This window comes from Streptomyces sp. NPDC056061 (assembly GCF_042266885.1).
Classification (GTDB): domain Bacteria; phylum Actinomycetota; class Actinomycetes; order Streptomycetales; family Streptomycetaceae; genus Streptomyces.
This window is the reverse complement of record NZ_JBHJWQ010000001.1, coordinates 260535-283328: the sequence shown is the minus strand read 5'-3', so window position 1 is coordinate 283328 and position 22794 is coordinate 260535. Positions and strand designations below refer to the sequence as shown.

Sequence of the window (22794 nt, the reverse complement as noted above, 5' to 3'; positions counted from 1 at the left end):
CCTGAGCGAAACCCCCACCGACGGGAGGACCCTCGTGCCTGAGGAATCGACGACCAGGAACACCCCCTACACCACGAACAATGCCGGAATCCCGGTGGAGAGCGACGAGCACTCGCTCACTGTCGGGTCCGACGGTCCGATCCTGCTCCAGGACCACTACCTCATCGAGAAGATGGCCCAGTTCAACCGGGAACGGGTGCCCGAGCGGGTGGTCCACGCCAAGGGTTCCGGCGCCTACGGCTTCTTCGAGGTGACCAACGACGTAAGCCAGTTCACCAAGGCCGACCTCCTCCAGCCGGGCAAGCGGACGGCGATGCTCGCCCGCTTCTCGACGGTCGCCGGTGAGCAGGGCTCCCCGGACACCTGGCGCGACCCGCGCGGCTTCGCCCTGAAGTTCTACACGGAGCAGGGCAACTACGACATGGTCGGCAACAACACGCCGATCTTCTTCGTGCGCGACCCGATGAAGTTCCAGGACTTCATCCGCTCGCAGAAGCGGCGCCCGGACAGCGCGGTGCGCGACCACGACATGCAGTGGGACTTCTGGACCCTGTCCCCCGAGTCCGCGCACATGGTGACGTGGCTGATGGGCGACCGGGGCATCCCGAAGACCTACCGCCACATGAACGGCTACAGCTCGCACACCTATATGTGGGTGAACGCGGGCGGCGAACGGTTCTGGGTGAAGTACCGCTTCAAGACCGACCAGGGCATCGACTTCTACCCGCAGGACGAGGCCGACCGGATGGCCGGTGTCGACGGCGACGTCCACCGCCGCGACCTGTACGAGTCGATCGCGCGCGGCGACCACCCGAGCTGGACGCTGTACGTCCAGGTCATGCCGTTCGACGACGCACCCGGCTACCGGTTCAACCCGTTCGACCTCACGAAGGTGTGGCCGCACGGCGACTACCCGGAGATCGAGGTCGGCCGGATGACGCTGAACGAGAATCCGGAGGACTTCTTCGTCCACATCGAGCAGGCGTCCTTCGAGCCGTCGAACCTGGTGCCCGGCATCGGTCCGTCGCCCGACAAGATGCTGCTCGGCCGGCTCTTCTCGTACCCGGACACGCACCGGTACCGGATCGGTCCGAACTACGCGCAGCTGCCTCCGAACCGCCCGCGGTTCGGCCGGAACTCCTACGCGAAGGACGGCCCCATGCGGTACGAGCCCGCGCGCACGGGCGCGGTGTACGCACCGAACTCGTACGGCGGTCCGGCCGCGGACACCTCGCGCTTCGGCGACCCGGCGGGCTGGGCCACGGCCGGTGAGATGGTGCACGAGGCGTACAAGCTGCACAGCGAGGACGACGACTGGGGCCAGGCGGGCACGCTGGTGCGCAAGGTGCTGGACGATGCGGCCCGCGAGCGTCTGGTGTCGAACATTTCCGGCCATTTGCTGGACGGTGTGAGTGCCCCGGTCCTGAAACGGGCGGTGCAGTACTGGCGCAATGTGGACAAGGACCTCGGCGACCGGGTCGCCAAGAAGGTCAACGGCGGCTGACGCCCGCGCGGCGGCACGAGGACGCCACGAACACGGGCGGGGGCGGTACCGAGAAGGTACCGCCCCCGCCCCGCGCGCTCACCGGCGGTTCAGGCGCTCAGTGCGCCGGCTGGTTGTTGTTGGCAACGTTGTTGTTGCCGTCGCCCGGCCGGCCGGGGCCCGCCCCGTCGCCCGGCACGTCCGGCGACTCGCTCACCGGCGGCACGTCCGGCGACTCGCTCACCGGGGGCACGTCCGGCGACTGGCTGGTCGGCGCCTCGGGCGTCTGGCTCGCGCTCTGCTGCGGCGGTTTCGGGTCCTGGGTCGGGGACTGCGTCGGGCTCTCCGTCGTGGAGGGGGTGTTCGACGGCGTCTGCTGCACGGTGGACTCGCCCTGCTCGACGTCCTCCAGGTCGAACCTGGCGTCGGAGCCGCCGTTCAGCGCGGCCAGGGTGTAGTCCGCCCAGATCTGCGCCGGGAAGCCGCCACCATTGGCCCGGCCCGAGTTGGCGGTGCCGGTCAGGCTGACCTGGCCGCCGCCGCCGGGGGACTCGCCGAAGAGGGCGACGACCGTGGTGAGCTCGGGGGTGTAGCCCGCGAAGAGGGCGGCCTTGTTGTTCTCCGACGTACCCGTCTTGCCTGCGGCGTCGTAGGCCGTGGTGTCGGCCTCGTGACCGGAGCCGCTGTCCACGACGCCCCGCAGCACGGAGGTCACGGTGTCGGCGGACTTGCGGCTGATCGCCTGGTCACCGATGCCCTGGACGGGCTCGTACGTCCGGCTCTGGTGCTTGGCGGACTTCACGATGAACGGCGTGACCTTCTTGCCGTGGTTGTCGAGCGTCGCGTAGGCGCCCGCCATGTCCCAGGTGGAGGCGTTCATCGTGCCGAGCGTGATGGCGGGGCGCTCGGGGAAGTTCTTGTCCGGCACGCCCAGCGCCATCGCGGTCTTCTTCACCGCCGCGGGGCCGACATCGACGACCATCTGCGCGAAGGCCGAGTTGATCGACTTGTTCATGGCGGTCTGGACGGTGACGTCGCCGTAGCTGACGTCGTCCTCGTTCTGCGGGTTGAACGGGGTGTCGCTGCCCACGACGGGCCGCCTACTGGTGCCGTCGTAGCGGGTGTTGACGCCGATCCGGTCGCCGTCCTGGGTCTTCGAGCCGTTCTCCAGCGCGGCGGCGAACACCAGCGGCTTGAAGGTGGAGGCGGGTTGGTAGTCCTGGCGGGTGGCGTTGGAGATGTAGTGCTTGGTGTAGTCCACGCCGCCGTACAGGGCGACGACCGCGCCGGTCTTCGCGTCGACGGAGGTGGCTCCGGCCTGGACCGTCGCGTCGACCTTGTTGCTCTTGCGGTCGAGCTTGGACTCCAGACGGCCGTCGACCGCCTTCTCCAGGGCCTTCTGGCGCTTCTTGTCGATGTTGAGGGTGAACGTCCAGCCGCCGGCCTGCCGCACCTCGGCCGTGATGCCCTGCTTGTCCAGCTCCTTGTTGGCGGCCTCGACGAGGTAGCCCGTCTGGCCCTCCATGCCGGGGGCGGGCCTGGGCTTGATCGGCACGGGGAACTTCAGGGCGTCGCGCTCGGCCTTGTCGAGCCAGTGCATCTCGACCATGTTGTCGAGCGTGTAGTTCCAGCGGTCCTTGACGAGCTTCTTGCCGGTCGGTGACGCGGTCGCCCAGTCGTACTGGCTGGGTGCCTGGAGCAGCGAGGCGAGGTAGGCGCCCTGGGCGACGTCGAGATCCTTGGCGTCGACCCCGTAGTAGGCCTGCGCCGCGGCCTGGATGCCGCTGGCGCCGCGGCCGTAGAAGGCGGTGTTGATGTACCCGGCGAGGATGTCGCTCTTCTTCTGCTTCTGGTCGACCTTGAGGGAGATCACCAGTTCCTGAAGCTTGCGGCTGATCGTCGGTTCCTGCGTCAGGTAGTAGTTCTTCACGTACTGCTGGGTGATGGTCGAGCCACCCTGCTTGCCCTTGCCGGACAGCGTGTTGATGATGCCGCGGGCGGTGCCCTTGAGGTCGACGCCCTTGTCCTTGTAGAACGTCTTGTTCTCGGCCGCGACGAAGGTGTGCTGCACGTCCTCGGGGACTTCGGAGAGGTTCACGTTCTGGCGGTTGACCCCGTCACCGACCCGGGTCAGCAGGGAGCCGTCGCTGTACTGGTAGACGTTGCTCTGCCGCTCGGCCAGGGCGTTGGCCTTCGGGATGTCCACATAGAGATAGAGCGCCACGCAGGCGCCCATGATCAGCAGGCAGAGCCCGAGGAAGGCTCCCAGCATCTTCCGCCAGGTGAAGAGTCTGCGTATGCCGCCCCTCCTCGATACCCGCCGCGCTCCGTGCCGCTGAGCTCTTCGCGCCTCCGCTCTACCCATCGCTGTTCCGCTCCTGTTTCTCCGCCCGACCGGCTCGGTCGGCTCGACTCAGCTAACACCGTCCGCGAGGACGGAATGCAAGCGATGTGGCTTTTTCCGGACGTGACAATCAGCACCCGCCCTCATGGGAACCGACGAATGAGGGGTCCCCAGGGTTGCGAAATCCATTAATGTGCAATCACATTGATAGCAACGATCGCTTCTTCGAAACGGGGGATCCCATGACCGATCAGGACATCGCACGCAAGGCGCCCGTACTGGCCGACGGACTCGCGCCCGACGCTCCGCAGATGCCCGAGCCGCAGGTGAGAGAGGTGACGGCGCACAGCATCCCCGGCGGACTCGGGCTGCTGCTGACCGTGCTCGGGGTGTTCGCCGGCATCGCGCTCGCGATCATCGGCGGCGTCGTCGGCTCGAACGGGAACAACGGTGTGGGCATCCCGGTGTGCATCCTCGGCATCCTGCTCGCCGTCGCCTCGTTCTTCTGCATGACGGGTGTGAAGATGGTCGCACCGGGCGAGGCGCGGGTGATCCAGCTCTTCGGCCGGTACGTCGGCACGATCCGCACCGACGGGCTGCGCTGGATCAACCCGCTCACCAGCAGTCGGAAGATCTCCACCCGGGTGCGCAACCACGAGACCGCGGTCCTGAAGGTCAACGACGCCTACGGCAACCCGATCGAGCTCGCCGCGATCGTCGTCTGGAAGGTCGAGGACACCGCGCAGGCCCTGTTCGAGGTGGACGACTTCCTGGAGTTCGTCGCCACCCAGACCGAGGCGGCGGTCCGGCACATCGCCATCGAGTACCCGTACGACGCGCACGACGAGGACGGCCTGTCGCTGCGCGGCAACGCCGAGGAGATCACCGAGAAGCTGGCCGTGGAGCTCACCGCCCGGGTGCAGGCGGCCGGGGTCCGCATCATCGAGTCGCGCTTCAGTCATCTCGCGTACGCCCCCGAGATCGCGTCCGCGATGCTCCAGCGCCAGCAGGCCGGGGCGGTCGTCGCCGCCCGGCAGCAGATCGTCGAGGGCGCGGTCGGCATGGTCGAGATGGCACTGACGCGGATCGCCGAGCAGGACATCGTCGAGCTGGACGCGGAGCGGAAGGCATCCATGGTCAGCAATCTGATGGTGGTGCTGTGCGGCGACCGTGCCGCGCAGCCGGTCCTCAACACGGGCACGCTCTACCAGTGACCGAGGAGACCCCGGCGCGCAGGACCCCGCCGCGACGCAAGCAGATGCTGCTGCGGCTGGACCCCGCGGTGCACGACGCACTGGCCCGCTGGGCGTCCGACGAGCTGCGCAGCGCCAACGCCCAGATCGAGTTCCTGCTGCGCAGGGCACTGGCGGAGGCGGGGCGCCTGCCCGGCACGGCCCGCCCGATCCCGCGCCGGGGGCGTCCGCCCAAGGCGGCGGAGCCGGAGCCCCCGGCACCCGAGTGAACCGGAGCCACCGCCCGATCCGACGGCGGGCCCGGGAGCGGTTCCCCCTGCTCCCGGGCCCGCCGTCGACCGTTCCCCCACTTCGCACCCGGGCCCGCCGTCATCCGTTCCCCGCACCCCGCATGCCGCCCCCGGGCCCGCACCCCGGGTATACATCGCGGGTATACACACCGTGTACAGTGCTCCGCATGTCTATCGGCCACACCCTGCTCGGACTCCTGGAGTCCGGCCCCCGTCACGGGTACGACCTCAAGCGCGCGTTCGACGAGAAGTTCGGCCACGACCGCCCGCTGCACTACGGCCAGGTCTACTCGACCATGTCCCGGCTCCTGAAGAACGGCCTCGTCGAGGTCGACGGCGTCGAGAGCGGCAGCGGCCCCGAGCGGAAGCGCTACGCCATCACCGAGGCCGGCATCACCGATGTCGCCGCCTGGCTCGCCGAGCCGGAGAAGCCCGAGCCGTACCTCCAGTCGACGCTCTACACCAAGGTTGTCCTGGCCCTGCTCACCGGCCGCAGCGCGGCGGCCCTGCTGGACACCCAGCGGACCGAGCACCTGCGTCTGATGCGGGTCCTCACCGAGCGCAAGCGCAAGGGCGACCTCGCCGACCAGCTGATTTGCGACCACGCGCTGTTTCATCTGGAAGCCGATCTGCGCTGGCTGGAACTCACCGCCGCCCGACTGGACCGGCTCGCCGAGGAGGTCGGCGCATGACCCCCGTCGGCTCCCTGCTCAGCGCCGACGGACTGTACAAGTCCTACGGCTCCACCCCGGCGCTCGACGGCGCCTGCTTCTCCATCCACCCGGGCGAGGTCGTCGCCGTGATGGGCCCGTCCGGCTCCGGCAAGTCGACCCTGCTGCACTGCCTCGCCGGAATCGTCACCCCCGACCGGGGCACGATCACCTACGCGGGCCGCGAGCTCTCCGCCATGTCCGACGCCGAGCGCAGCGCCCTGCGCCGCACCGATTTCGGCTTCGTCTTCCAGTTCGGCCAGCTCGTCCCCGAGCTGACCTGCGTGGAGAACGTCGCCCTGCCGCTCCGCCTGAACGGCGTCCGGCGCAAGCAGGCCGAGGACACCGCACGGCACTGGCTGGAGCGCCTGGAGGTCGACGGCATCGCCGGCCAGCGTCCCGGCGAGGTCTCCGGCGGGCAGGGCCAGCGCGTCGCGGTGGCCCGCGCGCTCGCCGCCTCACCCAAGGTGATCTTCGCCGACGAACCGACCGGCGCCCTGGACTCCCTGAACGGCGAGCGCGTCATGCACCTGCTCACCGAGGCGGCCCGGTCCACCAACGCCGCCGTGGTGCTGGTGACCCATGAGGCCCGGGTCGCCGCGTACTCCGACCGCGACGTCACCGTGCGCGACGGCCGGGCCCTCGACCTGGAGCACACGGCATGACCCTGCTCGACCGCACCAAGGCCCCCGACGCGGCCCCGCCCCGGCCCGCCCGCGGTTTCTCCTCCTTCCTGCGCGACCTCGCCCTGGGCATCCGGTTCGCCGCCGCGGGCGGCCGCGAGGGTTGGATCCGCACCCTGCTGACCGCGGTGGGCGTCGGCCTCGGTGTGGCACTGCTGCTGACCGCCGCCTCCGCCCCGCACCTGACGGAGGAGCGTTCGGCACGCAGCCAGGCTCGGGCCGAGCGCGCGGAATCCGACGACCCGGACGCGGTGGTGGAGAAGTCGGACACCACGGTGGTCCGGATCAACGTGACGACCGAATACCGCGGCCGCACCATCGAGGGCTACCTGATGCGCCCGGACGGCGCCCACCCCGTCCGCCCGCCGGGTGTGGCGCACCTCCCCGGCGCCGGTGAGATGGTGGCCTCCCCCGCCCTGAAGAAGCTGCTGGGCTCCTCGGAGGGCAGCCTGCTCAAGGAACGACTGCCGTACCGGATCACCGGCACGATCGCCGAGCCGGGCCTGATCTCGCCGGGCGAACTGCTCTTCTACGTGGGCAGTTCCACCCTGACCGTCGGCGACGGCGGCTACCGGGTCGGCGGTTACGGCGACTCCTCCCCGCCCGAACCGATGCCGCCGATGCTCGTCGTCCTGGTCATCCTGATCTGCGTCGTCCTGCTGATGCCGGTCGCGATCTTCATCGCGACATCGGTGCGGTTCGGCGGCGACCGCCGCGACCGCAGGCTCGCCGCGCTGCGCCTGGTCGGCGCGGACATCCGGACGACCCGCCGGATCGCGGCCGGCGAGGCCCTCTTCGGGGCCGTACTCGGCCTGCTGGCCGGTGTCGCGTTCTTCCTGACGGGGCGGCACTTCATGGGGTCCGTCGAGGTGTGGGACCTCAGCGCCTTCCCGGCGGACCTCGTCCCCGATCCCCTGCTCGCGGGGCTCGTCGTGGTCGCGGTGCCGTCGGCGGCGGTGCTCGTCACGCTGCTCGCCCTGCGTTCGGTGGCGATCGAACCGCTCGGCGTCGTACGCGGCGGTCGCGAGCGCGGGCGCCGGCTCTGGTGGCGGCTGCTGGTCCCGGTCGCGGGTCTTGCCGTGCTCCTGCTGACCGGCAAGGTGGAGACGCACGGCGATGTGAATCCGTACCCGGTCGCGGGCGGCGCCGTGCTGGTGCTGGTCGGACTCGCCCTGCTGCTGCCCTGGCTGATCGAGGCGTGCGTGAAGCGACTGCGCGGCGGCCCGGTGCCCTGGCAGCTCGCCACCCGGCGCCTCCAGCTCGGCAGCGGCGCGGCCTCCCGCGCGGTCAGCGGCATCACGGTCGCGGTGGCGGGCGCGGTGGCCCTGCAGATGCTGTTCGTCGCGGTGGGAGACGAGTTCAGCCGGCTCACCGGTCAGGACGCCGAACGGGCCCAGTTCTACACGTTCTCCGAGGTCGTCACCGGTGACACCGCCACCCGGACCATCGAGAAGTTCCGGGCCACCGAGGGTGTCACCGGGGTCATCGGCATGGTCGAGTCGTTCGCGGTGAAGCCGGGCCGGCACAAAAAGGGCGACGCCCAGCCCACCACCGGGCTGACCATCGGCGACTGCACGACCCTGCGCGAGATCGCCCGGATCGACTCCTGCCGGGACGGTGACGTGTTCGTCGTTCACCCCGAGAACGACAAGGAGCAGGCCGACTGGATCGACCAGACCGCCCGCAAGGGCGAGCCGGTCGAGCTGAACTATCTGATGGGCCAGCAGCCCGGCGAGAAGTCCATGCTGTGGACCCTGCCCGCCGACACTCCGACCGTCACCACCCGCCGCGACCCGATGAACGAGGAGCACACCGGCATCATGGCCACGGTCGGCGCGATCGACCCGGGCACCCTGCCGCACGCCACGACCAACGCGCAGATCATGGTGGACCAGAGCGTGAAGGACGTCTCCGAGTACGTGCGGAACACGGCGGCCGAACTGGACCCGGGGATGCGGATCGCCGCCCTGACCTCGGTGGCCAAGGACCGGCAGTACCTCACCGTGCAGAGGGGCCTCCAGGCCGGCGCGACCGCGACGCTGCTGCTGATCGCCGCCGCGATGCTGGTCTCGCAGCTGGAGCAGCTGCGGGAGCGCAAGCGCCTGTTGTCGGTGCTGGTCGCCTTCGGCACACGGCGCTCGACGCTCGGCTGGTCGGTGCTCTGGCAGACCGCCGTCCCGGTGCTCATCGGGCTGACGGTCGCGGTCGTCGGCGGCCTCGGCCTGGGCGCCGCGATGATCCGCATGGTCGGCAAGAAGGTGACCGACTGGTGGCTGTTCCTGCCGATGCTGGGGGCGGGCGCCGCGCTGATCCTGCTCGTCACCCTGCTGTCGCTGCCGCCGCTGTGGCGCATGATGCGGCCGGACGGCCTGCGCACGGAGTGACAGCCGTCCCGGCCGACGAGGGGTGCGGTTCCCGGAGCGTTCCGGGAACCGCACCCCTCCCTCTTTGCGGCGTGATCGCTACGTTCCCGCCGTCACCCGGACCGGCAGCGCCCGCATCGCCTCGCGCAGCGCCGCCGCGAACTCCTCGAACTCCTCGTGTCGCGCCGCCCCGGTCCGCATCCCCAGCGCCACCCGCCGCGAGGGTGCCGGATCCTCGAAGTAACCGGTGGCCAGCGCGTCGCTGCGGCCGGTCTCGACCGTCACCGCGGTACGCGGCAGCAGCGTCACCCCGAGCCCGCCGGCCACCAGCTGCACCAGCGTGGAGAGCCCGGCAGCCGTCGTGGTCACCGGTGCCCCCTGCGTCCGTCCCGCCTCCCGGCATATGTCGAGCGCCTGGTCGCGCAGGCAGTGCCCCTCGTCGAGCAGCAGCAACGGCAGCTCGCGCAGCGCGTCGCGCGGCAGGTCGGTGCGCCCGCCCAGCCAGTGGTCCCGCTCCATCACCAGCACGAAGTCCTCGTCGAAGAGCGGCAGTTCGGTCACACCCGGGTTGCCGAGCGGCACCGCGAGCAGCAGCAGGTCCAGCCGTCCCGCGGCCAGCCCCTCCAGCAGCGAGGAGGTCTGCTCCTCGTGCACCTGGAGATCGAGCTCGGGGTAACGGTCATGGACCAGCCGCAGCACCGTCGGCAGCAGATACGGGGCGACAGTCGGGATCACGCCGAGCCTGAGGGCGCCGGTGAACGGCGCCCGCACCGCCTCGGCCTCCTCCATCAGCTCGCCGACGGCCTCCAGCACCGCACGGGCCCGGACCGCGAGCCGCTCCCCCGCCGGCGAGAGCAGCACCTTGCGCGTCGTACGCTCGATGAGCTGCACGCCCAGCCCCTCCTCCAGCGCCGACACGGCACCGGAGAGGGCCGGCTGGCTCATCCCGATGGCTGCCGCGGCGTCCCTGAAGTGCAGGTGCTCGGCGACGGCGGCGAAGGCGCGCAGCTGCGACAGGCTGGGCTGTTTCGTCCGGTTGGCCTGATGGCCCTGGTTGACCTGCTTCACTGATAGGCACCTCCGATCATCACGACCGATTGTAGCTATTTCCGCGATCAATGCTCTCTGTGCCAAGGTGGGGAACGTCCAACCCTCAGGAAGTCCCCAAAAGGGAGTTCCGACGCTGCAAGGAGTGCGCGTGCTCACTGTCGGTGACAAGTTCCCCGAGTTCGACCTGACTGCTTGTGTCTCGCTGGAGAAGGGCAAGGAGTTCGAGCAGATCAACCACAAGACCTACGAGGGCAAGTGGAAGGTCGTCTTCGCGTGGCCGAAGGACTTCACCTTCGTGTGCCCCACCGAGATCGCCGCCTTCGGCAAGCTGAACGACGAGTTCGCCGACCGTGACGCCCAGGTCCTCGGCTTCTCCGGTGACTCCGAGTTCGTGCACCACGCCTGGCGCAAGGACCACCCGGACCTGACCGACCTGCCCTTCCCGATGATGGCCGACTCGAAGCACGAGCTCATGCGCGACCTCGGCATCGAGGGCGAGGACGGCTTCGCCCAGCGCGCCGTCTTCATCGTCGACCAGAACAACGAGATCCAGTTCACGATGGTGACCGCCGGTTCCGTGGGCCGTAACCCCAAGGAGGTCCTGCGGGTCCTCGACGCCCTGCAGACCGACGAGCTCTGCCCGTGCAACTGGTCCAAGGGCGAGGACACCCTCGACCCGGTCGCGCTCCTCGCGGGCGAGTGAGCTGACGGCGACATGGCACTCGACGAACTGAAGGCCGCCGTCCCGGACTTCGCCAAGGACCTGAAGCTGAACCTCGGTTCGGTCATCGGGAACAGCAACCTCCCGCAGCAGCAGCTGTGGGGCACCGTCCTCGCCTGCGCGATCGCCTCGCGCTCGCCGAAGGTGCTGCGCGAGCTGGAGCCGGAGGCGAAGGCCAACCTCTCCGCGGAGGCGTACACCGCCGCGAAGTCGGCCGCCGCCATCATGGCGATGAACAACGTCTTCTACCGGACCCGGCACCTGCTCTCGGACCCCGAGTACGGGACGCTCCGTGCGGGGCTGCGGATGAATGTCATCGGCAACCCGGGTGTGGAGAAGACCGACTTCGAGCTGTGGTCGCTCGCCGTCTCCGCGATCAACGGCTGCGGCCAGTGCCTGGACTCCCACGAGCAGGTGCTGCGCAAGGCGGGCGTGGACCGTGAGACCGTCCAGGAAGCCGTCAAGATCGCTGCGGTGATCCAGGCGGTCGGCGTGACCCTCGATGCCGAGGCCGTGCTCGCCGAGTAGGACGCACCACCCCTGATACGGGAGAGCCCCGGAGGACGACCGACCGTCCTCCGGGGCTCTTCCTCTTCCGTTTCCTCCGGCCCGTCGGCACGTCGCTACTGCGTGCCGTGACCGGCGTTCGTATCGCCGTTCCCGCCGTCGCGTTCCGGTTCCCGGTCCTCGGGCGGCGAAGCCGGCGCGGGTGTGGGGGCGATGTCGAGGGCGGTCGCCCCGTGCGGGGACGGGGCGTGCCGCAGGGCCTCCTCCTGCCCGTACGCCCGCAGATAGCCGACCACCGTGTTGGTGACCGCGACCAGCGGCACCGCGACGACCGCTCCCCCGATGCCCGCGATCATGCCGCCCGCGGCGACGGACAGGACGACGGCGAGCGGGTGCACCCGCACCGCGCGCCCCAGGATGAACGGCTGGAGCACATGGCCCTCGATCTGCTGCACCAGGAGCACCACGGCCAGCACCATCAGCGCGGTGAACACCCCCTCGGTGACCAGCGCCACGACCACCGCGAGCGCTCCGGAGATCACCGCACCGACCAGGGGGATGAAGGCGAAGAGGAAGATGAACACGGCGAGCGGCACCGCCATCGGGACGTCGAGGAACCAGATCCCGAGCCCGATGAAGATCGCGTCGATCAACGCCACTATGACCGTGCCCCGCACATAGGCCGTCAGGGTCCGCCAGGCGCGCGGGCCGGCGCCGGCAACGCCCGGCCGGGCCTGGGCGGGCACCAGCTTGAGGACCCAGTGCCAGATGCGTTTCCCGTCGTACAGCAGGAAGAGCGTCGAGAACATCGCCAGGAGCATTCCGGTCAGGAACTCCACCATCACGGTCACGCCCTGCAACCCGGCGGAGGTGATCTGGTCGGTGTTGGTGCCGATGGTGTCGCTGAGGTTCTTCGCGACATCGTTGATCTGCTGCTCGGTGACGTGGAAGGGGCTGTTGAGCAGCCAGCGCTTGAGCTCCTCGATACCCGCCCGCACCTTGTCGGAGAGGGTGTCGATGTTGTCCATCACCTGCCAGACCACGAACCAGCCGACCAGGCCGATGATGACGAAGCCCAGGATCGCGGTGACCGCGGTGGCCAGTCCGCGCGGCAGCCCGTACCGCTTCAGCCGGGCGACGGTCGGCTGGAGCATCGCGGTGACGAACAGTGCGGCGACGAACGCCAGCACCACCAGTTGGACGGTGCTGATCACCTTCATCAGCACCCAGAGCGTGCCCGCGAGGACGAGCAGTCGCCAGCCCGCCTCGGCGGCGACCCGTATGCTCCACGGGATCGCGTCGACGGGATCGGGCCGGGCCGCGACGGACGGCGCGTACGCCGGGGGCCGCGGCACGTGGTCGGCGGTGCCGCGCCGGCCCGGATCGTTCGCCGGGAGGGCGGCGGATGCGCTCAGCATCGGCGTGTCGACGGGCACGTCCGCCTCTTCCTCGGCCTCGGCCTTGCGCTTCTCCAGCCGCTCGCCCAGTTCGGTCAGTTCGGTGCCCATGCGGCCGAGCCACCCCGGAAGTCTCGACATGATCGTTTCTCTTCCCCCGCTCCCTCTCCCCACCGGTCACCGGCCGAGCCGTCGGACCGACCGTACACGCGCGAAGCCCCCCTCCGTAGGACGGAGGGGGGCTTCGGAAGGTTGATATCGCAACCTCGGCGGATTATTGCTCCCGGGAGGGGGCCCAGGGAGTGTGTCGAAAGCAGTGTCGTCCGCCCGGAGGGCGGGCGGGACTTTCGACACACGCCCTAATACCAGTGGTTGGCCTGCCAGAACGACCAGGCGCCGCACGGGCTCTGGTACTTGCCGTTCATATAGCTGAGGCCCCACTTGATCTGGGTGGCCGGGTTGGTCTGCCAGTCGGCACCGGCACTCGACATCTTCGAGGCGGGCAGCGCCTGCACGAGGCCGTAGGCACCGGAGGACGGGTTCATCGCCCGGTAGTTCCACGTCGACTCGTGGTTGACGATGTTGCTGAAGCACTGGAACTGGTCGGCGGGCACGATCTGTCGCGCGATCGCCTGGACCTCGGCCACGGTGTACGAGCTCTGCTGGGCGAAGGAGGCGGTGCTGCGGATCTCGGATCGGCTGGCGCGCTCGGCGTCCTTCTTCTCCTTCTCCTTGCGCTCCTTCTCCAGCTTGTCCTCGGCCGCCTGCTTCTTCGACTTGGCGTCCTTGGCGGCCTGGATGCGGGCCGCTTCCTCGACGGACTTCTTCGCCGCCGCGTCGGCCGCCGACGCCTGGGCGTCCGCCTGCTGGGTCAGCGAGGCGGTCTGCACCTGGGCCTGCTGTCCGGCGGGGATGTCTGCGAGCAGCGTCGTGTCGGCTGCGGTCGCCTCGAAGTTGTTGTCGTCGGCAGCGGGAGTGCTGCCCGAGGCAACGCCTACGACGGCGCCGACGGTGGTGACCGCGGTGGCAGACGCCACTGCGAACCCCCGGACCGAGATCCGGCTCACACGGTTTCCTTCCAGCATCGCCCGCTTAGGTGACCTCGCGGGCGCAATCGTGCCCCTGGCACTGACCTCCCCACTGCTTGGGTCACGGGAGGTACGGGCCCGGTGGGCGACTCCCGGGGAGGGAGTGCCGCGTGGTGCTCGCGGGCGGCATACGGCAGTCGATTGTTGAGTTGTGTCGTGCGTGGCACCTCTGGAGGTGCGGGTGTGCCGTATGCGGGGCCTGACGGAAGCAAGACTCTGCCGGAACGGCACGCCGGGAAGCAATTCTCCGTTGCGTGTGAAAGCTCACACCTCGTTTGGGGCAAATGATTTACGGAAAAGACGCCGCAGCACGATGCCGCCCGGCTAAGCTGCTGCGCTCGCCGGGCGGCACCAGTGGTCGCATCCCGTATCAGATCTGGCTTTCCTCCAGCATTTCGGTCACCAGCGCGGCGATCGGGGAGCGCTCGGAGCGGGTCAGCGTGACGTGGGCGAAGAGCGGATGCCCCTTCAGCTTCTCGACCACGGCCACGACCCCGTCGTAGCGGCCGACCCTGAGGTTGTCCCGCTGGGCCACGTCGTGGGTGAGCACCACCCGGGAGTTCGACCCGATCCGGGACAGCACCGTGAGCAGGACGTTCCGTTCGAGCGACTGCGCCTCGTCGACGATCACGAACGCGTCGTGCAGCGAGCGTCCCCGGATGTGGGTGAGCGGCAGGATCTCCAGCATGTTGCGCCCGAGCACCTCCTCGATCACCTCGCGCCCGGCGACCGCGGAGAGCGTGTCGAAGACGGCCTGCGCCCAGGGGCTCATCTTCTCGGCCTCGGTGCCGGGGAGGTAGCCCAGTTCCTGCCCGCCGACCGCGTACAGCGGACGGAAGACCATCACCTTCTGGTGCTGCCTGCGCTCCAGGACGGCTTCGAGCCCGGCGCAGAGCGCCAGCGCCGACTTGCCGGTACCGGCCCGGCCGCCCAGCGAGACGATGCCGACGTCCTGGTCGAGGAGGAGGTCGAGGGCGATGCGCTGCTCGGCGCTGCGGCCGTGGATGCCGAAGACCTCCCGGTCGCCGCGGACCAGGCGCACACGGCCGTCGGCGGTGACCCGGCCGAGTGCCTTGCCCCGCTCGGACTGGAGGACCAGTCCGGTGTGCACCGGCAGTTCGACCGCCTCGGGGACGTGGAGCGTCTCCTCCCCGTACAGCAGGTCCACCTGGTCGGCGGCGAGGGAGAGATCCGACATGCCCGTCCAGCCGGAGTCGGTGATGGCGAGTTCGGCGCGGTACTCCTCGGCGAGGAGCCCGACCGAGGACGCCTTGATGCGCAGCGGCAGGTCCTTGGAGACGACCGTGACGTCGTACCCCTCCGCCTGGAGGTTGCGCGCGACGGCGAGGATCCGTGAGTCGTTGTCACCCAACCGGTAGCCGGCGGGCAGGACGCCGGGATCGGAGTGGTTGAGTTCGACGCGCAGCGTCCCGCCCAGGTCCCCCAGCGGGATCGGGGCGTCCAGTCGGCCGTACCGGGTGCGGAAGTCGTCCAGCAGGCGCAGGGCCTGCCGGGCGAAGTACCCCAGCTCCGGGTGGTGCCGTTTGGCCTCCAGTTCCGTGACCACGACGATCGGGAGCACGACTTCGTGCTCGTCGAAGCGGGTCATGGCGTTCGGATCGGCCAGCAGGACGCTGGTGTCGAGAACGTAGGTGCGCCTGTCGGACATGCGGCGCTTTGTGCTGGTCACCACGGAAGGACGTACCCCCTCGGAAGAGGTTGGGGTGCGACGGCGTCGCGGAGCATCCCAATGGGAGAGGACGGACCGGGCTGCGGCCCCGATGCACGGGCCGAGCACCGGCCCTCCGCGTCGGACGCACTGTGTGTACGGTCCTTCGTGTGCAAAGGGCCTCCCGGGCGAGCGGGCGCGTGCCCGCTCACTTGGACTCGACGTCCGCCTGGTTGGTGACCGGACGCCGACCTGTCAGGGGTATTCCCTCGAACGCACGAAGCCATGCCGGACCCCGGGCATGGGTGAGCCTGAAGTGACGCTCCGGACCGGGTGCGTTCGGCACCTCGCGGTCCCGGATCCGCCGTCGGGACGACTGGCGGGAAACAGCCGCCCGGCGCTGCCGGGGGCGGGCGTCGTCAGCCGCCGTAGCGGCGGTGGCGGGCCGCGTAGTCGCGCAGGGCGCGCAGGAAGTCGACGCGGCGGAAGGCCGGCCAGAAGACCTCGCAGAAGTAGTACTCGGAGTGCGCGCTCTGCCAGAGCATGAAGCCGGACAGCCGCTGCTCGCCACTGGTGCGGATGACCAGGTCCGGGTCGGGCTGGCCCCGGGTGTAGAGGTGCTCGGAGATCAGATCGGTGGAGACGATCTCCGCCAGGTCCTCGAAGGACGTCCCCTTGGCCGAGTGCTCCAGCAGCAGCGAGCGGACCGCGTCCGCGATCTCCTGGCGGCCGCCGTAACCGACGGCGACGTTGACCAGTATCCCGTCGACGCCGAGGGTGGCCTCCTCGGCCTCCTTGAGGACGGTCTGGGTGTGGGCGGGGAGGAGGTCCAGCGTGCCGACGTGGTGGACGCGCCAGCGGCCGTCCGCCGCGAGATCGCGCACGGTGTTCTCGATGATGCCGAGGAGCGGGATCAGCTCGGACTCGGGCCGGTCGAAGTTGTCCGTGGAGAGCAGCCACAGCGTGACCACCTCCACATCGGTCTCGCTGCACCAGCCGAGCAGTTCCTGGATCTTGTCCGCGCCTGCCTGGTGCCCCTGCGCGGCCGTGCCGCCGGACGCCTTCGCCCAGCGCCGATTGCCGTCGAGGATGACACCGATGTGCTTGGGCACCTGGGCGTGGTCGAGGCGGGCCTCCACCCGGCGCGCGTAGAGCCGGTACACCAGGTCGCGCAAGTTCACTGAGTTCACCTCTCGGTTCCGTGCGGGCCCGCCCGCCCCACCGCCCGGGGTCCTGGGTCGTCCCTCTGGGGATCGCCGCACCGATTCGCGGAGCCCACCGCTCCGCCGCGCCCTCGCAGTCCCCGGAACCGCCACATTACTGCGCAGGGGGCAGACCGGCCCAACCCGGCCTGTCACAAGTCCGTGATAAGGAGGGAATCGTGACTGAATCTCCTTTCCTCCACCGGGCCGACGACTCGCGGTACGACTCCATGGAGTACCGCCGTACGGGTCGCAGCGGGCTCAAGCTCCCCGCCGTCTCCCTCGGTCTCTGGCACAACTTCGGCGACGACCGCACGCTGGACTCCCAGCGCGCCATCCTGCGCCGGGCCTTCGACCTCGGGGTGACCCACTTCGACCTCGCCAACAACTACGGACCTCCGCCCGGCTCCGCCGAGCTCAACTTCGGCAAGATCTTCCGGCAGGACTTCGCCCCGTACCGGGACGAGCTGGTCATCTCCACCAAGGCCGGGTACGACATGCACCCCGGCCCGTACGGCGAGTGGGGCTCGCGCAAATACCTGCTGTCGTCGCTCGACGCCTCGCTGCGGCGGATGGGCCTCGACTACGTCGACATCTTCTACTCCCACCGCTTCGATCCGGAGACCCCGCTGGAGGAGACGATGGGGGCGTTGGCCTCCGCCGTGCGGCAGGGCAAGGCGTTGTACGTGGGCGTGTCCTCGTACAACGCGGAGCAGACCACCGAGGCGGCCGGGCTGCTCAGGGAGATGGGCGTACCCGCCCTGATCCACCAGCCGTCCTACTCGATGATCAACCGATGGATCGAGGACGACGGGCTCCTCGACACCCTGGAGACTGCCGGCATGGGCTGCATCTCCTTCGTGCCGCTGGCCCAGGGGCTGCTCACGAACAAGTACCTGACCGGTATCCCGGAGGGTTCGCGTGCCACCCAGGGCAAGTCGCTGGATCCCGGTCTGCTCTCCGAGGAGGTGCTGCGGCGGCTGAACGGACTGAACGGCATCGCCGCGCGACGCGGTCAGTCACTCGCCCAGCTGGCACTGAACTGGGTGCTGCGGGACAACAGGATGACCTCGGCGCTGATCGGCGCGTCGAGCGTGCGGCAGCTGGAGGAGAACGTCGCCGCGCTCGCCGGGCCGCCGCTGTCGGCCGAGGAGCTGCGGGAGATCGACACCTTCGCCGTGGACACCGCCGGTGCCAACATCTGGGCCGGACGGGGCTGACCGGCACCCTGCACCGGACGGTTGTGCCGGGGCGCCCGTGACACGAGCCCGCGCCCATGGCGCCGGTGCGCCGGCGTACGAGTCCCGCCGGGCGCCCTCGACGGGGGCGGACAGGGCGGGACGAGTGGCGGGGAGGGGCGGAAGGGGGCGCGGAACCGGCGCAGAAAAACGGGCCGGTCCGTGGGGGGGATACGGACCGGCCCGAGGGGGGGGTTTCCACCATAACCCTTCGTAAGTGATGCTGCGTGCCACGCCACTCCACAATTACTCTCCGAATGTGCCGGACTCCGGTCCGGGCACTGCGCGGGTCGGACGCCCGCGGGGCACGGCAGCGGCCCCGCGGGCGTCCGTCCGCACGGCACCGCGACGGGGACATACAGGACAGAATCCGTCCTATTGGCCCCGTAGTTTCCGTCGCATGACGTCGACACGAACCACGACCGTGACCTGGACCATGGCGAACGCGCGCCGGATGGAACGCCAGGGGCTCGTCGCGCCGACGGGCCCCGCCCCGGCCGACGTGGTCGACACCTTGCCCGCGGCCCACGCACAGGTGATGTCGGCCGCCGAGCTGTCCATCGGCTTGCGGATGACGGGGGCGACCCGTACCGATGTGCGCCGGGCGCTGTGGACGGATCGTTCCCTGGTCAAGACGTACGGACCGCGCGGCACCGTCCACCTGCTGCCGTCGGCCGGGCTCCCGCTGTGGACCGGCGCGCTGTCGGCCGTGCCGGTCGGGCGCGGCCCGTTCCGTGAGGGGGTCCGGATGACGCCCGAGCAGACCGAGGCCGTGCTCGCCGCGATCGCGGACGCGCTGACCGGGGCGGAGCTGACCGTCGACGAGCTGTCCGACGCGGTGGTGGAGCGCACCGGGGCGTGGGCCGGCGACCCGGTGATGCCCGCCTTTCAGGGCATGTGGCCGCGCTGGCGGCAGGTGCTGCATCTCGCGGGACATCGCGGCGCGCTGTGTTTCGCCGCCGGTCGCGGGCGCAAGGTCACCTTCGCCCGTCCGGAGGTCGTCCCGCTCGACGGTGCGCGGGCACTCGTCGCGCTGGTGCGCCGCTACCTGCACGCGTACGGGCCCGCCACGCCCGAGCACTTCGCCAAGTGGCTCGCGGCGCCCCGGGGCTGGGCGGTGGACCTCTTCGCGGGAATGGCCGGGCGCGGGGAGATCGAGGCGGTGGCCTACGAGGGCGCGCCGGCCTGGCTGGTGGCGGGCGACACCGTGTTCCCCGAGGAACCGGTGCGCGGGGTGCGGCTCCTCCCCTACTTCGACGCGTTCCTCATCGCGTCGAGGCCGCGCGAGAGCCTCTTTCCCGGGGCGACGTACCACCGGGCGCTGGCGGGCGGTCAGGCGGGGAACTTCCCGGTGCTGTTGATCGACGGGACGGTGGCCGGGGTGTGGCACCAACGACGTTCGGGCCGGCGGATCTCGGTGACGGTGGAGCCGCTGTCGCCGCTGACGGCCGGGCAGTTGCGGGGTCTGGAGGAGCAGGTGGCGCGGGTCGGTGAGGTGCTGGAGGGCACACCGGAACTGACGGTCGGAAAGGTGACGGTGGGGGCGCACGCCTGACGCGTCCCGTGGTGCGCGGTGGGGGGTGCCGCCCGAGGTGTCCCGTCGTGCGGCGGTACGTGCGGGACGGGACACCGGGGGCCGCGACGGGGCGACGGCGCACCGTGCGGAGGCGGGCGGGGCCGAGGTGGACGGGTCGAGGTGGGCGCGCCGTGGCGGTGCGGTGTCGTCGTGGGTCACGCCGTGGCCGGCGCGCCGCGATGGCCGCGGGTGAAGCGGATCGTCAGGGTCTCGCCGCCGATGACGACGAAGCGACCGCCCTCGCACCGGATGACGACCTCGCGCACCTCGCCCCGCTCGTCCCCGCGTTCCTCGGTGCCGGTGACGGTCCAGCCGCCGTCGGGGGTCCGCGGCAGACCGGACACGGCGGCGAACTCCCACTGCCCCGAGGGCACGCACCAGTCGGGCAGCCGCGGCCAGGCACCGGGGCCGACCCGCACGGTCCGGTCGGAGGCGCAGGTCAGCAGCACCGACTGGCCGTCGGCCAGCAGGAATTCGACGGCTTCCGGTTCTGCCAGGGGTCCCTCCGGCCGGTGGAGGACGCCGAGCACCGCGACGATCCGTGAGCCCCTGAGCCAGTCGCCCCTGCCCTGTCGCGGGACGCGTGGCGTTCGCTCCTCGTTCCCCGCCCGCATGTCCGTTCCCCTCCCTGCTCCTGACGTCCAGGGTCGCACCTTTCGGACGGAAGCGACGGGCGCGTCCACGGTGCGGTCCTCACCGGGGTTTGCGGGCCTCGATCAGGAATCGGGTGGTGTGGGCGACGAACGGGCCCCCGGTCTCGATGCGGTGGTGCAGTTCGGCCAGGCGCGGGCGGTATTTCTCCACGGTGAAGCCGGGCACCATCCAGATCACCTTCCGCAGGAAGTAGACGACGGCCCCGATGTCGAAGAACTCGGTGCGCAGCCGCTCCAGTCGCAGGTCGACGACGTCGAGCCCGGCCGCCTCGGCCTCGGACCGGGCGCGCTCCGGATCCCGCGCGCCGCGCACCTCGGGCGGCTGCGGACCGAGGAAGTACTCGACGAGTTCGAAGACGCTGGCCGGGCCGACCTGTTGCGAGAAGTACGTGCCGCCGGGGGTCAGCACCCGCGCGATCTCGTCCCACCAGGTGGTCACCGGATGACGGCTGACCACCAGGTCGAAGGCGTTGTCCCCGAACGGCAGCGGCGGCTCGTCCGGATCGGCGACGACCGCCGCGCCGCGCGGGTGCAACAGGGCGGTGGCGCGGGCGACGTTCGGCGGCCAGGACTCGGTGGCGACGGTGAGCGGCGGCAGTCGCGGTGCGGAGGCGAGGACCTCGCCTCCGCCCGTCTGGATGTCGAGGGCCGCCGAGGCCCGGCCCATCCGGTCCGCCATGGCGCGCGCGTAGCCCCAGGACGGACGCTGTTCGGTCGCCCGGCCGTCGAGCCAGGAGAAGTCCCAGCCGTCGACGGACACGGCGGCGGCCTCCGCCACGAGCGCGTCGAAGCGCGCGCGTTCCGCGGCTCCGATCCCGGATTCGGACACGGGCCCGGGTTCGATCCCGGATTCGATCCCGGATTCGGTCCTGGCCCCGGAGCCGGCTTCGGACCTGGAATCGGTCCTGGAATCGGTCCTGGAATCGGTCCTGGAATCGACTTCGGCCTCGGGCTCGGTCGGCGGAGGTTCTGCGGGGGTTCCGGACATACGGGAATGGTGTCATCCGGGCGGCGGCGGGCGCGACCGCGTTTCGCCGGGCGGTGCGCGTGCCGGGCACGAGGCATCCGTACCGCCGCGCGGGCGGGGTGACGTGCCGCCGGGCGGGCGAGCCGGGGACGTGCCGCCCGGCCGGCTCGGGGCGTGCTTTGCGCCGTCGCGCGATCAGGCGGCGAGTCCGCCGAGCAGGAGGCCCAGCAACGCGCCCGTGATCATGAACGGGCCGAACGGGATGCCGGTCTTGCGTCCCGCCCGCCTCAGAACCAGCAGCCCGAACCCGTACACCGCGCCGAGCAGGAAGCCGGCGAAACCGCCGACGATGAGGACGGTCCAGCCGTACCAGCCGAGCGCCACCCCCAATGACACGGCGAGCTTGACGTCTCCGAAGCCCATCCCGTTCGGGTTGATCAGGAAGAGCACGAAGTAGAAGCCGCCCAGGGCCAACCCGCCCCGCAGGCCGTACACCCAGACCCCGGCGTGCTCCGGGAGCAGCGCCGCGATGCCCAGGAGCGCGGTGACCGCCCCGGCGGCGGGCAGGGTCAGCCGGTCGGGCAGTCGATGGACGCGGCGGTCGACGGTCGCGAGGAGCACCCCGACGGGGGCCAGCACCAGCCACACGCCGAGTTCGGGCCGGGGTCCGGTGGCCGCGGCGAGGGCGGCGCAGGCGAGCGCGGTGACGAGCGGCATGAGGACACCGGGGGCGTAGCGCGCCGCGGGCGGCGCGGCGTCGGACCCGGCGGCCGACCCGGCGGGGGTCGGCTCGGGGGCGGCCTGCTCGGCGGTGGGGGTCGAGGCACCCGGTCCGTCCCCCGCGCCGGACTCGTCCGCGGCGCCTGCGGAGCCGGGTTCGGTGCCCGCGGCGGTGGCGGCCACCGCGGGCACCGAGAACGCGCACCCGGCGCACCGGGTGGAACCGAGCCAGCCGCGGGCGAACCCGGTAAGGGCGTGGCCGGCGGGGCAGGTGTCCCGCCAGGCTTCCTCCGGTTCGACGGAGAACCGGTAGGCGGCGCGCGGGAGGAGCATCCCGGACGCTGCGCCCCAGAGTGCGGCGAGCCCTGTCAGCATGACGTACACGTGCCGACCCTAGGCGGACGCCGGACACGGGGCATGGGCCCTGGGGCCCACCGTGCACCGTTCCGGACCCAGCAGCCGTCACCGGGCGCTACCGTCATGGCCATGGCTCAATGGCGCAATGGCAAGGGCACTCTGACGGTCGCCGATGCACGGGGAGGGCAGGAGCCGGAGATACCGCTGCGGATCGCGGCCTCGTACCGGGCGCGGAGCCGGGGGCTGCTCAAGCAGGACGGGATCGACGGCGCACTGCTGATCACGCCGTGCGGGAGCGTGCACACCTTCGGGATGCGGTTCACGATCGATGTGGCGTACCTGGACCGGAAGTTCCGCGTGCTCGCGGTCCGCACGATGAAGCCGGGCCGGCTCGGGCTGCCCCGACTGACGGCTCGTCATGTCGTCGAGTCGGAGGCCGGGGCGATGGAGAAGTGGGGCCTGCGGCCGGGGGCGCAGGTGCGGATCGTCCAGGACGAGGCGGACCGGGGCTGAGCCGCCGGACGCGTCGACGGTCCGGGCGGGCTCGTCGCACCGTCGCTCGCCGCGCGACGGAAGCGGGAGG

The 22794-nt window shown here is 70.6% G+C and carries 20 protein-coding genes; 11 read left to right on the top strand and 9 right to left on the bottom strand.

Translation table 11 applies throughout. The features are described 5' to 3' along the window. Positions 1-34 precede the first annotated feature (34 nt). On the top strand, positions 35-1504 hold the full coding sequence (locus ACFC79_RS01315; protein WP_376233572.1) for a catalase: 1470 nt from the start codon (positions 35-37) through the stop codon (positions 1502-1504). Positions 1505-1601: 97 nt separating this feature from the next. On the opposite strand, the gene ACFC79_RS01310 is transcribed toward ACFC79_RS01315, so the two are convergent. Then, complete coding sequence (locus ACFC79_RS01310; protein ID WP_376233570.1) at positions 1602-3848, bottom strand: transglycosylase domain-containing protein; 2247 nt, start codon at positions 3846-3848, stop codon at positions 1602-1604. 221 nt (positions 3849-4069) lie between these two features. Between ACFC79_RS01310 and ACFC79_RS01305 the strand changes: the two genes are divergently transcribed. From ACFC79_RS01305 to ACFC79_RS01285, 5 genes are all read left to right on the top strand, one after another. After that, positions 4070-5041: an SPFH domain-containing protein gene (locus ACFC79_RS01305; RefSeq protein WP_376233567.1), complete on the top strand. Its 972-nt coding sequence runs from the start codon at positions 4070-4072 to the stop codon at positions 5039-5041. Next, entirely contained in the window at positions 5038-5289 is a 252-nt protein-coding gene (locus ACFC79_RS01300; RefSeq protein ID WP_376233564.1) for a hypothetical protein, read from the top strand. The genes ACFC79_RS01305 and ACFC79_RS01300 overlap by 4 nt, the downstream gene beginning before the upstream one ends. A gap of 188 nt (positions 5290-5477) precedes the next feature. Continuing rightward, positions 5478-6002 carry a PadR family transcriptional regulator gene (locus tag ACFC79_RS01295; RefSeq protein ID WP_376233562.1) on the top strand — a complete coding sequence of 175 codons (525 nt, stop codon included), beginning with the start codon at positions 5478-5480 and terminating at the stop codon, positions 6000-6002. After that, complete coding sequence (locus tag ACFC79_RS01290) at positions 5999-6685, top strand: ABC transporter ATP-binding protein (RefSeq protein ID WP_376233560.1); 687 nt, start codon at positions 5999-6001, stop codon at positions 6683-6685. The genes ACFC79_RS01295 and ACFC79_RS01290 overlap by 4 nt, the downstream gene beginning before the upstream one ends. Next, entirely contained in the window at positions 6682-9087 is a 2406-nt protein-coding gene (locus ACFC79_RS01285) for an ABC transporter permease (RefSeq protein ID WP_376233557.1), read from the top strand. The genes ACFC79_RS01290 and ACFC79_RS01285 overlap by 4 nt, the downstream gene beginning before the upstream one ends. A gap of 78 nt (positions 9088-9165) precedes the next feature. Here ACFC79_RS01285 and ACFC79_RS01280 read toward each other — a convergent pair whose 3' ends face one another. After that, positions 9166-10134 carry a hydrogen peroxide-inducible genes activator gene (locus ACFC79_RS01280; RefSeq protein WP_376233555.1) on the bottom strand — a complete coding sequence of 323 codons (969 nt, stop codon included), beginning with the start codon at positions 10132-10134 and terminating at the stop codon, positions 9166-9168. 130 nt (positions 10135-10264) lie between these two features. Here ACFC79_RS01280 and ACFC79_RS01275 point away from each other — a divergent pair, with 130 nt between their 5' ends. After that, positions 10265-10819: a peroxiredoxin gene (locus tag ACFC79_RS01275; protein ID WP_376233552.1), complete on the top strand. Its 555-nt coding sequence runs from the start codon at positions 10265-10267 to the stop codon at positions 10817-10819. 12 nt (positions 10820-10831) lie between these two features. Next, positions 10832-11365 carry an alkyl hydroperoxide reductase gene (locus ACFC79_RS01270; protein ID WP_376233549.1) on the top strand — a complete coding sequence of 178 codons (534 nt, stop codon included), beginning with the start codon at positions 10832-10834 and terminating at the stop codon, positions 11363-11365. A gap of 95 nt (positions 11366-11460) precedes the next feature. On the opposite strand, the gene ACFC79_RS01265 is transcribed toward ACFC79_RS01270, so the two are convergent. The 4 genes from ACFC79_RS01265 to ACFC79_RS01250 all read right to left on the bottom strand — a co-directional run bounded on the left by ACFC79_RS01265 (position 11461) and on the right by ACFC79_RS01250 (position 16679). After that, positions 11461-12882 (bottom strand): AI-2E family transporter, encoded by a 1422-nt coding sequence (locus ACFC79_RS01265; protein ID WP_376233547.1) that lies wholly within the window; start codon positions 12880-12882, stop codon positions 11461-11463. A 218-nt stretch (positions 12883-13100) separates the two neighbouring features. Continuing rightward, entirely contained in the window at positions 13101-13808 is a 708-nt protein-coding gene (locus ACFC79_RS01260; protein ID WP_376233545.1) for a lytic transglycosylase domain-containing protein, read from the bottom strand. 391 nt (positions 13809-14199) lie between these two features. Continuing rightward, positions 14200-15522, bottom strand: a complete 1323-nt coding sequence (locus ACFC79_RS01255; RefSeq protein WP_376233542.1) for a PhoH family protein — start codon at positions 15520-15522, stop codon at positions 14200-14202. Positions 15523-15917: 395 nt separating this feature from the next. Beyond that, a complete protein-coding gene (locus ACFC79_RS01250) occupies positions 15918-16679 on the bottom strand; it encodes an isoprenyl transferase (RefSeq protein WP_376234870.1) in 762 nt (253 codons plus the stop codon). A 200-nt stretch (positions 16680-16879) separates the two neighbouring features. Here ACFC79_RS01250 and mgrA point away from each other — a divergent pair, with 200 nt between their 5' ends. Both mgrA and ACFC79_RS01240 read left to right on the top strand, forming a co-directional pair. Continuing rightward, entirely contained in the window at positions 16880-17920 is a 1041-nt protein-coding gene (gene mgrA, locus ACFC79_RS01245) for an L-glyceraldehyde 3-phosphate reductase (protein ID WP_376233541.1), read from the top strand. A 418-nt stretch (positions 17921-18338) separates the two neighbouring features. Continuing rightward, on the top strand, positions 18339-19493 hold the full coding sequence (locus ACFC79_RS01240) for a winged helix DNA-binding domain-containing protein (RefSeq protein ID WP_376233538.1): 1155 nt from the start codon (positions 18339-18341) through the stop codon (positions 19491-19493). A 176-nt stretch (positions 19494-19669) separates the two neighbouring features. Here the strand turns inward: ACFC79_RS01240 and ACFC79_RS01235 are convergent, their stop codons facing one another. The 3 genes from ACFC79_RS01235 to ACFC79_RS01225 all read right to left on the bottom strand — a co-directional run bounded on the left by ACFC79_RS01235 (position 19670) and on the right by ACFC79_RS01225 (position 22238). After that, positions 19670-20128 (bottom strand): hypothetical protein, encoded by a 459-nt coding sequence (locus ACFC79_RS01235; protein ID WP_376233536.1) that lies wholly within the window; start codon positions 20126-20128, stop codon positions 19670-19672. Positions 20129-20207: 79 nt separating this feature from the next. Then, positions 20208-20996, bottom strand: a complete 789-nt coding sequence (locus tag ACFC79_RS01230) for a class I SAM-dependent methyltransferase (protein ID WP_376233533.1) — start codon at positions 20994-20996, stop codon at positions 20208-20210. A gap of 333 nt (positions 20997-21329) precedes the next feature. Then, positions 21330-22238 carry a prepilin peptidase gene (locus ACFC79_RS01225; RefSeq protein ID WP_376233531.1) on the bottom strand — a complete coding sequence of 303 codons (909 nt, stop codon included), beginning with the start codon at positions 22236-22238 and terminating at the stop codon, positions 21330-21332. Between the two features lie 96 nt (positions 22239-22334). On the opposite strand from ACFC79_RS01225, the gene ACFC79_RS01220 reads away from it, so the two are divergent. Then, positions 22335-22724, top strand: coding sequence for a DUF192 domain-containing protein (locus ACFC79_RS01220; protein ID WP_376233528.1), 390 nt, complete (start codon positions 22335-22337; stop codon positions 22722-22724). The last annotated feature ends 70 nt before the right edge of the window (positions 22725-22794 follow it).